Below are 12,192 nucleotides of genomic sequence, written 5' to 3'. Positions count from 1 at the left end.
CCAGCGGCATCGGCCTCGGCCTGGCCGCGTCCTGGCCCAGCGCGGTGTGAACGTGATGATCGCCGATGCGCGCGAGGACGCGATCCCCGTCGCCGTCGACGCGCTGGGCGACGAGACCATCGAACGGTTCGGCCGGGTGGACCTGGTATGCAACAACGCGGGCGTGGTGGGCTCGACTGAGATCACAGCAGGGTCGCGGTGCCATCCTGGTTGACCGCAACCTTGGCACCCGCGATATCTTCGCGGACAGTCACTTCGACATCGCCGGGGATCACGGCGAGCGCACGCGCGTCCTCGGGCGTGCGGACGGCGAGAAACGCCTTCTCTGGCGATCCGTCTCGATCGAACGGGGTCGTCCACGATTCGACGGTGCCCACCCCCGACCATTCCACCACCGCCTCCCGGGTGGGTTCGCGGTCGACGGCCTCTTGCACGTCCTCCCAGCGGAATTCGTGCGCCGGCGGTTCCGTCCCGTACACGCCGAAGCTGTGCTTGGTGAGGTAGCCACCGTTGGCGGTGATCAGACCGCGCTGGCCCGGATTGGCGACCAGGCGCTCAGCCATGGTGGCGATCGAGTGCGTCACGTAGTTGTTCCAAGGGCCACCGGCGAAGGTCAGCCCGCCCGTCACGGTCAGGGGCCGGGCCGGATCATCGGTCGGCAGGCCCAGTTCGTTGGCCGCGACCTGCACCGCGGAGGGAAAGCACGAGTAGAGGTCGACCAGTGCCATGTCGTCGACCCCTGCGCCTGCCAGTTCCAGTGCGCGGCTGCCAGCGATCCGGATGGCCGGCGAGGTGTGGAACTCGGCACGATCGCTGATGGCGTAGGTGTCGTGGGCGTCGGTGCCCGCGTAGGGAAACACCCAACGGTCTCGCGGGATCTGCAGGTACGTCGCCTTGTCGACCGACATCAGCACCAGAGCCGCACCCTGATCCACCATGTTGTTCGAGTTCATCAACTTCGTGTACGGCCAGCTGACCATCCGGTTGCTTGGACTCGGCTCGGCGATTTCGTTGCCCGACAAGGCCTCTCGGCTCCATGCATACGGGTTCGTCGCAGCCACTGCGCTGAACTGTGACCAGAGTTCGCCGATGCGGCGACGATGGACGTCCGGAGTTTCGCCCGCAGCGATCCGCAGTGCCTGCTCGAACATCGGATAGACGTAAGCGGGACGGTCCAGCTTGATTCGAAGGTCCGACGGGCCCGCGAGTTCGATGCCTTCGTCAGAACCTGCGGCGATCGGAACAGAATCGTCCTGGCTGGTCCATTGGAGTTTGCCGCCCGCCTTCCGCACCCGTGAACGGGTGCGCCATGTTTCGGCTCCCGCGATCAGCACGACGTCAGATCGGCCCGCCTGGATGTCCAGACACGCCTTGTTGACCAGCGTCTGCGGCACGTTTCCGCCGATACCCGTGTAGCGCGTGTTGGCACCGTCGGCCTTGATCCGCTGCGCCAGAAGGAGTCCCGGATCGCGGTACCGCCAGGACAGCAGGTTCACCACGCGCACGGAGTCGACGGCCTCAAGCACGCGCGGATCGGCTGCGGCGCGGGCAGCCGACACCATCAGGTCGACCGGCTCCACCTCCGGGCTCTCGTCGTGCTGGTTGACCTGGCCGTAGCCGATCAGCACCGGCGTCCGCGGATCCATCATCGACTCCCTTGTTGAGTGAAAAGGACACCGTCGGCAATGAGCCGATCGGTGTCGTCGGCGCTCAATCCAAGCACCTCGCCGCAGATCTGTCGGGTCTGGTCCCCCGGCATCGGGGCGGGCCGAAGCTCCGCGGCGGGGATGCGCGTGTAGGGCGCGGGTCCCGTCTCGCTGAGCATCGGCGCGTCGAACAGCGGATGCGCCATGTCGGAGTACAACCGCCGAAACGCCACCTGCGGGTCGACTGGGATGTCCACCGCACGGTTCATCGGACCGGCCGGAATGCCTGCCCGTTGCAATATTTCGGCGACCTGTGCCTTGTCATTGCTGCGCGTCCATTCCGACACGGCGGTGATGAACTGGTCTCGCTCGAGTGGGAGATCGTCACGGCCCATCACCTGCGCGAGCGCGGTGCGCTCGGTGTCGGACCGAACGGAGATGACACACCATTCGTCGTCGCCGGCGCACGGATAGACGCCGTGGATCGACTCATCCCCGGTGACCGGCACCCCCGCGGTGAGTGCGGCTTCGGTGACGTAGGCGGTGGCGAGTTGGTTGACCGCCGCCTCGGCCTGCGGGATGTGTACGTGCGCACCTGTTTCGGTGCGTTCGCGCCGGATCATCGCGGCCAACGCCGCGAATGCGGTCAGTCTGGCGGCGACGTGGTCGGGGAAAACGGTGGTCGCATCAAAAAATTGGGAGGAGGAGAAGCTTCCTTCCGAAATCGCGTCCTGGGAGGTCCACAGCCAGGTGACGCCCGTCGCCGCCCGCACCAGCGGTCCGTACCCCATGCGGTCGCTCCACGGGCCGCTCGCCCCGTACGCGCTGCTCTCCGCCAGCACGATACGCGGATTGATCTGCCGTAACCGCTCATAGGAAAAGCCAAGCGAATCAAGCGTTCCCGGCTTGAAGTTGGCGAAAATGGCATCCGCGTCGGCGACCAGGCGCCGGAAGAGCTCGGCCCCCTCGGGATGTCGCAGGTCGAGGCCGAGGCTCTTTTCGTTGCGGTGCGTCAAGGCCCACGATCTGCTCATCGTCATGCCGGGAGCGGTTTGGCGAAGACCATCGGGATACGCGGCGCTCTCCACCTTGATCACCTCCGCGCCCAGGTCGGCGAAAAGCCGGCCCAGTTCACCACCTGCGACGATCACGCCGAGGTCGAGAATCCGCAGGCCATCGAACGGCCGCTGGACGTCGGCCTCGCGCGGTTCACCTGCGAAAGGGGCTGCGGGCCAATCGGGTTCATCGGCGCCCGCCTCCGGTGCCGGGCGCGCCACCCCGGCGCGCTGGCCGTCTACGACCACGGGCCCCACCGGAACGGTCAGGGTCACATCATGGGTGATCGGCAGGTCGATCAGCGCACCTACCTCGCGAAAGTGCTCTGACGCCAAGGTCTCTGCCGCACTGAGGACCGCGGCCACCGGGACCCCACGCGTCTGTCCGCCTGCGACCAAATCGTCCATCGTCTGCGAAGCGAACAGGTCGGCGATCGCGGCGTTCAATTCGCGCGAGGCGGCGTAGCGTGCCGCGATCGTGTCGAACTTGGGGTCGGCAAATTGCGCGGGCTCACCGAGCCAGCCACGCATTCCGCGCCATTGCCGCGCCGACAGCAGGCAGATGCGAACGTTGCCGTCCTTACAGGCGAAGATCGGATAGATCTGCTGATTGCGCGGCCTGCCCCGCCAGAGTTCCCCCGCCGCTTTCAGGCCGACGGCCGCTTGGCCCTCCGAACCGAACGGCGGATCGAGCGACTGCAGAACCGCCTCGAAACGAGAGAAGTCGATGTAATCGCCTCTGCCGTCGCGTAACCGGCGATAGAACGCAGCCAGTGCCGCCCATGCCGCCTGCACCGCGGCCGTCCCCGATGCCACACCGTCGGGCGGCAGTACCGGCTTGCCCGTCGTTGGACCGGTCCGTGACAGAGCGGTCGACATCGCGTACAAGACGGCGTCGGTGGCCTGCCGCGAACGATATGGACCGGCGGAGCCGAAGTCGGTCACCGACAGCGCCACCAGGTGCCCGAACTGATCGGCAAGGGCGACACACGATGTTCCGAAAGCCGCAGCGGTTCCTGGGTTGCCGCTGTCCACGACGATGTCGGCCGCACCTGCCAACTCGACCAGTCGCTGCCGGTCTTGCGCACTGTCGGGATCGAGCACGGCACTGCGCTTGTTGGCGTTGTGCACCGCGAACGCGATGCTGGCGCCCGCGACGCCGGGCAGTGCGTGGCGCGCATCGCCTCCGCCGGGAAGCTCGACCTTCAAGACGTCGGCGCCCAGGTCCGCGAACAGGCGCCCGACGCCATCGGATGATGCACCGCCCAATTCCAGAACGCGTACGGAGCTCAGCAGTCCGCTCACCGGGCCACCAGCCGTTCCACCCAGTCGAGGTGGGCGTCGGTGGTGTCGGCGACATAAAGCAGGTCGACGAACGTGTCGGGATAGCCGTTGTCGGCCAGCACCTTGACGGCCTCGGCCACCTGCTCGACGGGCGCACCCCCGGCGACGTTGATCCGGACGCAGGTGTGAATGGCCGATGGATCACGTCCAGCGGCGCGCGCCGCGTCGTCGATCGTCTGCCGCTGCCTGGTCAGCATGTCGAGGTTCACGCCGCGCGGGACCTGCACCACCGGTGTCCAGCCGTCGGCGCGCAGGCCCACCCGCTCGAGTCCGGCCGGCGTGAATGCGCCGAGATAGATCGGCGGGCGCGGTTTTTGCACCGGTTTGAGGTCGACCCAGGCTTCCGGAATGGACCAACGTTCGCCATGGTGCGCAACGGGATTCGTCGTCCACAATGCCTCCAGCGCGTCCAGGAGCTCGTCGAGCTGTGCGCCGCGGCGCCTGAACGGCGCACCCGCCGCCTCATACTCCTCGGGCGACCAGCCGATACCGAAACCCGGCAGCAGTCGCCCGCCGCTGACCACGTCAAGGCTGGTCAATTGCCTGGCCAGTTGGACCGGCGGATACCACGGGGCGACGAACACGCTGGCGCCCAGGCGGGTCCTCGTCGTCGCGGTTGCGGCCACCGCCAGTGCGATGAACGGATCGATTCCGGTCCGGAACTGTGCGGGGATGGTGTCCCTGCCCGCGTATCCGACGGTGGGTTGCACCGCCGCGAGCAGCCGGTCCCCGACCCAGAGGCTATCGGCGCCGAGTTCTTCGGCCGTCGAGGCGAAGCGGGCCAGCTCTGCGTGGGCAGCCGCCCCATATTGCGGCACTGCGAATCCGAGCACGACCGACAGGGTAGTGCGTGCATTCGCGACTACTCGTTGTCGCCTCCAGTCGCTGCCGTCGCGGCAATATCCGTCTGCCCCGCCAACTGACGCGCGTCGGGCCACACCCAGTCGCGCACCTCGGGAAGGTCGTCGCCGTACTCACGGGTGTACTGGCGGGCCGTGATCCTCATGTCGACCATGCGCTGGCGCAGCGTTGCGCAGCGTGACTGCAGGAAAGGCACCCGGTCGATCACGTCGATAACCAGGTGGAACCGGTCGAGGTCGTTGAGCATGACCATGTCGAAGGGGGTGGTGGTGGTTCCCTCTTCCTTGTAACCCCGCACGTGGACGTTGTTGGCGCCGTCGCGCCGATAGATGAGCCGATGGATCAACCAGGGATAACCGTGATACGCGAAGATCACCGGCTTGTCGCGAGTGAAGATCATGTCGAATTCGCGATTCGACAGACCGTGCGGATGCTCGGTGTCGTCCTGCAGGCGCATCAGGTCGACGACATTGACGAAGCGGACCTTCAGGTCGGGCAGGTGCTGTCTGATCAAGTCGACGGCCGCGAGACCCTCCAGCGTCGGCACGTCCCCGGCGGTCGCGATGACGACGTCCGGGTCGGTGCCGACTTCTTCGGAGCCTGCCCACTCCCAGATGCCCAGTCCCCTGGCGCAGTGCGCGATCGCCTGATCCATGGTGAGGAAGTTGGGGTGCGGCTGCTTGCCCGCCACCACCACGTTCACGTACTGCCGCGACCGTAGGCAGTGGTCATAGGTGGACAGCAGGGTGTTCGCGTCCGGCGGCAGGTACACCCTGACGATCTCGGCTTTCTTGTTGACGACGTGGTCGATGAAGCCGGGGTCCTGATGGCTGAAGCCGTTATGGTCTTGGCGCCAAACATGGCTTGACAGCAGGTAATTCAGGCTGGCGATGGGTCGGCGCCACGGTATGTGGTTGGTGACCTTCAGCCATTTGGCGTGCTGGTTGACCATCGAATCGATGATGTGGATGAACGCCTCGTAACAATTGAACAAACCGTGCCTGCCCGTCAGCAGATATCCCTCGAGCCAGCCCTCGCACTGGTGCTCGGACAGCATCTCGACGACACGCCCAGCCCGGGCGAGATGCTCATCGACTTCTGGCCCCACGAACTCGGCGTTCCACTGTTTGGCAGTGGCATCGAACACCGGTTGAAGGCGATTCGAGGCGGTCTCGTCGGGGCCGAAGATCCGAAAGTTGTCGGGGTTGAGCCGAATAACTTCAGTGAGCCACTGGCCGAGCACCTTGGTCGCCTCAGCGATGGTGGCGCCCGGGACGGGTACGTTCACGCCGAACTTCCGAAAGTCGGGCAGCCGCAGATCTTTCAACAGAATTCCGCCGTTGGCATGCGGATTGTCGCTCATTCGCAGCGCGCCATCCGGTGCCAGATCGGCGATGGCAGGATCGAGTCTGCCGTCCTCGTCGAATAGTTCGTCGGGCCGATAGGAGCCCAACCAGTCGGCGAGCACTCGCAGATGCTCTGGGGTATCGCGGGCGCTGGCTAGCGGAACCTGGTGTGCGCGCCAGGATCCCGTGGTCTTCTTTCCGTCAATGTAATCCGGACCAGTCCATCCCTTAGGAGTGCGGAAGACGACCATCGGCCACGTCGGCCGGCGCTCATCACGCTCGGCCGCCCTGGCCTTGATCTCCGAAATCTCGTTGAGCACCTCGTCGAGCAACGATGCGAACCGCCGATGTACGTCGGCGATGTCGTCGCCCTCGTTCGCCTCGAAGAAATACGGGTTGTGGCCGTAGCCGACCATCAGGCTTCGAAGTTCATCTGTGGGTATGCGATCCAGAACCGTCGGATTGGCGATCTTGTACCCGTTCAGGTGCAAGATCGGCAGCACCACCCCATCTTTGGCCGGGTTGACGAACTTGTTCGAATGCCAACTCGTCGCGAGCGCGCCGGTCTCGGCCTCGCCGTCGCCGACGACCGCCGCGACCAGGAGGCCCGGGTTGTCGAACGCGGCACCGTACGCGTGCGAAAGCGCATACCCGAGCTCGCCACCCTCGTGGATGGAGCCCGGCGTTTCCGGGGCAACGTGCGACGGTATGCCGCCGGGGAACGAGAACTGGCGAAACAGCCGCCGAATGCCGTCGGTGTCCTGGGTGATTTCGGAGTACACTTCCGAATACGTGCCGTCGAGGTAGGCGTTGGCGACCAGCCCGGGACCACCGTGGCCGGGCCCGGTGATGTACATGGTCGACTGGCCCCGCTCCTTGATGACCCGGTTGAGATGTGCGTACAGGAAGTTCAGGCCGGGCGTGGTTCCCCAGTGCCCGAGCAGACGAGGCTTGACATCGTCGGCCGACAGCGGCGCCTTCAGCAGCGGGTTGGCCAGCAGATAGATCTGCCCCACAGACAGGTAGTTCGCTGCGCGCCACCAACCGTCGATCTTGGCCAGCGTCTCGTCGCTCAGCGCGCGCGATTCGGCGGAAGGCCAAGTCTGCATCAAACCGGACTCTGTGGTCATCGCACCGTGCTCCTGTCGCATCGGGTTCGGGTTTCCCATACCCATCAAACGCCGGTGCTTCACGTTGTGCCCGACGGGTGAGACTTGTTCACTCCTCGGCCACCCACCACCATGGTGTTTATGCCTTCGCTGTCTCAGGCGACACTCAGCGAAGACCGGTAGAATCGCAACCCGTGTCCGATCAAGCGCTGGTAGCCGAGACTCCGCACCCGCTGATCGAACAATTGTCCGCACTTCATCACTTCCGCATCTATGCGGATATCGCCGTGGTTGTGGTGGTGCTCGCGCTCACCAACCTGATCGCGCACTTCACCACCCCGTGGGCCAGTTTCGCGACGGTTCCAGCGGCCGCGATCGGTCTCCTGCTCCTCGTGCGGTCGCGGGGCCTGGGCTGGACCGAACTGGGCCTTGGCAGGGAGCAATGGAAGTCCGGCGCGGGCTACGCCCTGGCCGCCGTCGCCCTGGTGGTCACGGTGATCGCGATCGGCGCATTGCTGCCCTGGACGCGCCCGATGTTCATGAACAACAACTACGCGACGATCTCCGGCGCATTACTCGCGTCGATGATCATCATTCCGCTGCAGACGGTGATCCCAGAGGAAGTGGCGTTCCGTGGCGTACTGCACGGTGCGCTGGACCGCGCATGGGGCTGGCGAGGTGTCGCGGCGGCGGGCTCGTTGCTTTTCGGCCTCTGGCATATCGCGACCTCATTTGGCCTGACCAGCAGTAACGTCGGGTTCACCCGCATATTCGGCGGCGGCCTGCTAGGCACAGTGGCAGGGGTTGCCCTTGCGGTCGCGGCCACGGCCTTCGCCGGTTTCGTGTTCACCTGGCTACGTCGGCGCAGCGGGAGTCTGATCGCACCGATCGCCTTGCACTGGTCGCTCAACGGATTGGGTGCGCTGGCCGCCGCTCTGGTGTGGCATCTGTCGACCTGACCGCGCTGGCCCAGGAAGTCAGGCCCTCGCCTTCCGTCGCGCGCGAAACTCACGGTTCTTCAGCTTGTTTCCGCACGCAGACATCTCGCACCAGGTTCCGCCGTGGTTACGGGATCGGTCGTAGAACGCCCACCGGCATTCGTCGTTCGCGCAGACCTTCAGACGCGCCCAACTGCCGTCACGCTGCGCGTCGCGTGTGATCAGCAACAGTTCGACCAGGCGCTCGGCCACCGAATCACCAGCCGCCGCGAGTCGTACCACCCCGTCGGTGTCGAGTTCGGCGCGCGCGGCGCCGCGGTCGGCGACCGCACGAAGCGGCACCAAGTCCGCCTCGACCGGCGCCGGCCCACCGCTGTTGTGCGACAAAAGCGTGCGCAACGCCTCGCGCACACCACTCAGCAGCTGCAAATCGGTGCCATCGAGGGCGGCATCGGATGCCAACAGCTCGTTGGCGATGAGCCACGGGCGCGCATCCTCGGGATCGGCGAGCCTGTCCGGCCCAGTGGGCAGCTCTACGGTGTTGACCAGCGCTTGAACTCGAAGCAACCGTCCGGGCGCCGGCTTGGATTCGTCGTCGGCAAGCCAACGTTTCGGTTCCGCAACCATGAATCCACCGTAAGCTTCCATGACCGGTATATCAACTTGACTGGTCACGCATGACCACTGTAACGTCTTAGACAGTCATAAGAGTAAAGCGAATGCCGAAACCCGGCAAAGAGGTAGATACCCATGGCTGACAACAAGATTCCAGCCGAAATTATTTCTAGTTTTTCCAACGCCGGCTCCGCCACTCCGGATCGGGCGGTGCCCCGATCGTCGTTGGCGTCACGGCTGACGGCACGACTTCGAGCCGGCCAGTTCGACGGGCTTCTTGCCGTCGGCGTACCCGCACCGGCGGGCAGTGCGCTCGCCGTTCATGAGGCGCGCCTGACGTCGAACGCGGAACGGGAGGCAATCGCGCGTTCATTGCGCGCGACGGTCACCGATGCCCGCGGCCGCGGCCTGCTGCTGTCGTCTCGGGTGCCGTTGCATGTTGCCAACATCACGGCGGCCGAAGACGTGATCGATGCGATCACGCTGAGGTTGCACGCACCGCGGCCGGTGAGCGCGCGAGGAATGGCACGTTTGCGCCAGATTCTGGGCGACGGAACGGGTCCGCTCTATCGATACGGCCACGGCGATCTGCGGGGTCGGCTCGGCGCCGCCCTCGCTGCGCTCTAAACCAGCAGTACCGCTGCGCCGGAGATGCGGCCCTCGACGAGATCGGCGAGTGCACAATCGGCCTTGCCCAGCGGGTACTGCGGAGTCGTCACCTCCAGGTGGTGGCGACCGGCGAAGGCGAGGAACTCGCGGGCGTCGGCGCGGGTGTTCGACGCCACGGACCGTAACTGGCGCTCTTGAAAGAGGTGGCGCTGGTAGTTCATCGGCGGGATGTCGGACAGGTGGATACCGGCAACGGCCAGAGTGCCACCGCGGTCCAGCGACTCGAGTGCGGGCAGCACCAGATCACCCACCGGGGCGAACAGAATCGCGGAGTCCAGCGCCACCGGCGGACGGTCATAGGCGCCCTGCACCGACGCCGCGCCCAACGCCAAAGCCAATTCCTTCGCCATGTCGCCGCGCGTCATCACGTGCACTTCGGCGCCCCGCGCGAGAGCAACCTGCGCGGTGAGGTGTGCGCTGCCTCCGAACCCGTAGATGCCCAGCCTCCCGCCTGCAGGGAGGTCGGCGCGCAGCAGGGCGCGATAGCCGATGATGCCCGCGCACAACAGCGGCGCCAATTCCGTGTCGGAGTACCGATCCGGCAGAGGGTGCGCGTAAGCCGCTGGGACGGTGGCAAATTCGGCATATCCACCATCGGCGTCCCACCCGGTGTACCGAGATTCTTGGCACAGGTTCTCGTTACCGCTCCCACAGAACTTGCATCGGCCGCATGTGTATCTGAGCCACGCGATACCGACGCGGTCGCCGACGGCGAACTCACCGCCCTGCGCTGTCGGGCCTACTTCGACGATTTCGGCGACGACTTCATGGCCCGGAATCACTCCGGAGCGGTGCACGGGCAAGTCGCCCTCGGCCACGTGGAGGTCGGTGCGGCACACACCACAAGCCCGCACCGCGACGAGAAGCTCGCCGGGCGCGGGCCGTGGTACCTCAGTCGTGACGTACTCCAGTGGCCGAGTGTTCATCGGACCGGGCCGGCGGACCCGCCACGCCTTCATGGTTGGGGTGCTCATCACCCCATCGTGACGCTAGGCCTTTTTCCGCACCAGGCCGACGAGCCACAGCAGGATCACCGATCCGAGAATTGCGGTGAAGAAGGTGAACCACCAACCTCCATCGGCGGTGTCGAACCAGAAGCTGAGGAGGAAACCACCGATCAAGGCGCCGACTACACCGATGACGATGTTCATCAGAATTCCGGATCCGCTGCCCTTGACGATCTTTCCGCCAATCCAGCCGGCGAGCGCTCCGATGATGATGTAACCGATCCAGCCGACGCTGGTGAGCGTTGTGGACCGTTCTCCGAGGAACTGAGTAGCCGCAATGATGTCCATCAGCGTCTCCCGCCTATCGCTGCCCTTGGCTCAGCGCAGCCGCCGCGCCAACTTGAGATATACCGCACGTGGATAACGATTCGGCCGCTACCACGGTCAAGATCCGCTGTCATCAAGACTGCGAGGATTCCCGATCCCTAATCGGTCACGAGCGCATAACCTGGGAATAACGTGCGCGTGACGGCCCCGTACCGGTCACGGCACCGCTACCGCAGGAAGAGGTGGAGGCATGAAAGCACTTGTTGCACTGACGATCAGTGCCCTCGCGACGAGCGGAGTCGCCCTCGCCCTGGCGGCTCCGGCGAACGCCGGGTGCCAGGCGGGCTGGACGCCGTGGGGCGGCGGCGAGATCTGCGACGGGCCGATCGCACCCGATGGCAACTTCGAGCGCTGCCAGTCCACCGGAGTCCTCGGGTTCGGCGGCACCAATTGCTTCATCGTCAACGTGGGCAGCGCCCAGCCGCCGTGGGTCGGTCCCTGAACGCCAACTGACGGTGAGGCATTCGGGTCCGTCCCGCGGCGGACACCCGGCGGTCAGCCCGGCGGCAGCATTCCTGGCGCATCCTCCGGCGCGACGGGCACCGGCACCCCGACGGCCGCAGGTGCAGGCGGAGGCGGCGGCGCATTCGGATCCGCAGGCGGAGGCGGCGGCGCATTCGGATCCGCAGGCGGAGGCGGCGGCGCATTGGGATCCGCAGGCGGAGGCGGCGGCGCATTGGGATCCGCAGGCGGAGGCGGCGGAGCGACCGGTGCGGCATAAGGCCGGATCGAATTGGCGAGGATCGCGGCCTCGTCCTTGGGGATCGGGTTGGCGTCCGTCCCGAGCCAGACGACGAACCAGCGCTGCGGTGTGCGCTGGCCGCGCGGGGTGCCGGGTTCGACCGGCTCACCGACCACGCCCGCCCAGATCTGGCCGGTGGGCTTGTTGGTGTCGGTGAACTTCACCTCGTAGTAGGAGGCGACACCCGGCATGCCTGCGGCGTCGAGCGGAATCGTTTCCTGATTCATCCGGGTGCCGGGGAAGGGCATGAAGAACTCGCCCATATCCGACGCCAGCCGCTGGGCGGCCTTGGTGTTATCGGTTTCGGCGCCCGCGAACAGCTTCAGATCAAGCCGTCCGAGCAGAACGCTCGTATCGTTCGGCGGCTCTGCGCCTTCCGGTGCGATCTTCGTCAACAGTGCCTGGCCGTAGGACAACTGGGTGGAATCCGAAACCTTCCATCCCGCAGGGACCACATAGCTCAGGCCGCCGGCGGCGTTGTCGACGCGGCCCGGATCGACGGGCGGCGGCCTGAGCTATGTGGTCCCTGCGGG

11 protein-coding genes and 1 pseudogene are annotated in these 12,192 nt (G+C 65.9%); 4 read left to right on the top strand and 8 right to left on the bottom strand.

The genetic code is table 11. The features are described 5' to 3' along the window. Window positions 1-52 precede the first annotated feature (52 nt). A complete protein-coding gene (locus CSQ99_RS31570; protein WP_245909101.1) occupies window positions 53-214 on the top strand; it encodes a hypothetical protein in 162 nt (53 codons plus the stop codon). On the opposite strand, the gene CSQ99_RS26085 is transcribed toward CSQ99_RS31570, so the two are convergent. Genes CSQ99_RS26085 through CSQ99_RS26070 form a run of 4 tightly spaced genes read right to left on the bottom strand, consistent with a single transcriptional unit; the run spans window position 183 to window position 7,382 of the window. Next, on the bottom strand, window positions 183-1,646 hold the full coding sequence (locus CSQ99_RS26085) for an acetyl-CoA acetyltransferase (protein ID WP_099041899.1): 1,464 nt from the start codon (window positions 1,644-1,646) through the stop codon (window positions 183-185). The two genes, CSQ99_RS31570 and CSQ99_RS26085, sit on opposite strands and share 32 nt — an antisense overlap. After that, window positions 1,646-4,006 carry a CaiB/BaiF CoA-transferase family protein gene (locus CSQ99_RS26080; RefSeq protein WP_099041898.1) on the bottom strand — a complete coding sequence of 787 codons (2,361 nt, stop codon included), beginning with the start codon at window positions 4,004-4,006 and terminating at the stop codon, window positions 1,646-1,648. The genes CSQ99_RS26085 and CSQ99_RS26080 overlap by 1 nt, the downstream gene beginning before the upstream one ends. Continuing rightward, window positions 4,003-4,878 carry a TIGR03619 family F420-dependent LLM class oxidoreductase gene (locus tag CSQ99_RS26075; RefSeq protein WP_176561228.1) on the bottom strand — a complete coding sequence of 292 codons (876 nt, stop codon included), beginning with the start codon at window positions 4,876-4,878 and terminating at the stop codon, window positions 4,003-4,005. Before CSQ99_RS26075 ends, CSQ99_RS26080 begins: the two co-directional genes overlap by 4 nt. Window positions 4,879-4,907: 29 nt before the next feature. After that, entirely contained in the window at window positions 4,908-7,382 is a 2,475-nt protein-coding gene (locus tag CSQ99_RS26070) for a phosphoketolase family protein (RefSeq protein WP_425437882.1), read from the bottom strand. A 173-nt stretch (window positions 7,383-7,555) separates the two neighbouring features. On the opposite strand from CSQ99_RS26070, the gene CSQ99_RS26065 reads away from it, so the two are divergent. Continuing rightward, window positions 7,556-8,320 (top strand): CPBP family intramembrane glutamic endopeptidase, encoded by a 765-nt coding sequence (locus CSQ99_RS26065; protein ID WP_176561227.1) that lies wholly within the window; start codon window positions 7,556-7,558, stop codon window positions 8,318-8,320. 18 nt (window positions 8,321-8,338) lie between these two features. Here CSQ99_RS26065 and CSQ99_RS26060 read toward each other — a convergent pair whose 3' ends face one another. After that, window positions 8,339-8,926 (bottom strand): CGNR zinc finger domain-containing protein, encoded by a 588-nt coding sequence (locus CSQ99_RS26060; protein ID WP_099041928.1) that lies wholly within the window; start codon window positions 8,924-8,926, stop codon window positions 8,339-8,341. A gap of 123 nt (window positions 8,927-9,049) precedes the next feature. Between CSQ99_RS26060 and CSQ99_RS26055 the strand changes: the two genes are divergently transcribed. Then, window positions 9,050-9,541 (top strand): hypothetical protein, encoded by a 492-nt coding sequence (locus CSQ99_RS26055; protein WP_099041897.1) that lies wholly within the window; start codon window positions 9,050-9,052, stop codon window positions 9,539-9,541. On the opposite strand, the gene CSQ99_RS26050 is transcribed toward CSQ99_RS26055, so the two are convergent. Together CSQ99_RS26050 and CSQ99_RS26045 are read right to left on the bottom strand one after the other, a co-directional pair. Next, window positions 9,538-10,557 carry a zinc-binding alcohol dehydrogenase family protein gene (locus tag CSQ99_RS26050; RefSeq protein WP_099041926.1) on the bottom strand — a complete coding sequence of 340 codons (1,020 nt, stop codon included), beginning with the start codon at window positions 10,555-10,557 and terminating at the stop codon, window positions 9,538-9,540. The two genes, CSQ99_RS26055 and CSQ99_RS26050, sit on opposite strands and share 4 nt — an antisense overlap. 15 nt (window positions 10,558-10,572) lie before the next feature. Continuing rightward, the gene (locus CSQ99_RS26045; protein ID WP_099041896.1) at window positions 10,573-10,878 is read right to left on the bottom strand and encodes a GlsB/YeaQ/YmgE family stress response membrane protein; all 306 of its coding nucleotides are present in this window, start codon (window positions 10,876-10,878) and stop codon (window positions 10,573-10,575) included. Between the two features lie 229 nt (window positions 10,879-11,107). Between CSQ99_RS26045 and CSQ99_RS26040 the strand changes: the two genes are divergently transcribed. Next, a complete protein-coding gene (locus CSQ99_RS26040; RefSeq protein WP_099041895.1) occupies window positions 11,108-11,359 on the top strand; it encodes a CDGP domain-containing protein in 252 nt (83 codons plus the stop codon). A gap of 53 nt (window positions 11,360-11,412) precedes the next feature. On the opposite strand, the pseudogene CSQ99_RS26035 reads toward CSQ99_RS26040, so the two are convergent. Beyond that, window positions 11,413-12,168, bottom strand: a pseudogene (locus CSQ99_RS26035) (APA family fibronectin-binding glycoprotein); the annotation flags it as partial. Window positions 12,169-12,192: the final 24 nt, after the last annotated feature.

Source organism: Mycobacterium neglectum (genome assembly GCF_002591975.1).
GTDB lineage: Bacteria > Actinomycetota > Actinomycetes > Mycobacteriales > Mycobacteriaceae > Mycobacterium > Mycobacterium neglectum.
Note: the sequence above shows the minus strand (reverse complement) of the source record. Positions and strands in the feature narration are given on the sequence as shown.

Bases quoted from the DNA above. Each gene is read 5' to 3' on its own strand.
- CSQ99_RS26085 (WP_099041899.1), bottom strand. From the start codon at position 1,646: ATGGATCCGCGGACGCCGGTGCTGATCGGCTACGGCCAGGTCAACCAG.
- CSQ99_RS26070 (WP_425437882.1), bottom strand. From the start codon at position 7,382: ATGACCACAGAGTCCGGTTTGATGCAGACTTGGCCTTCCGCCGAATCG.
- CSQ99_RS26060 (WP_099041928.1), bottom strand. From the start codon at position 8,926: ATGGTTGCGGAACCGAAACGTTGGCTTGCCGACGACGAATCCAAGCCG.
- CSQ99_RS26055 (WP_099041897.1), top strand. From the start codon at position 9,050: ATGGCTGACAACAAGATTCCAGCCGAAATTATTTCTAGTTTTTCCAAC.
- CSQ99_RS26050 (WP_099041926.1), bottom strand. From the start codon at position 10,557: ATGAGCACCCCAACCATGAAGGCGTGGCGGGTCCGCCGGCCCGGTCCG.
- CSQ99_RS26045 (WP_099041896.1), bottom strand. From the start codon at position 10,878: ATGGACATCATTGCGGCTACTCAGTTCCTCGGAGAACGGTCCACAACG.
- CSQ99_RS26040 (WP_099041895.1), top strand. From the start codon at position 11,108: ATGAAAGCACTTGTTGCACTGACGATCAGTGCCCTCGCGACGAGCGGA.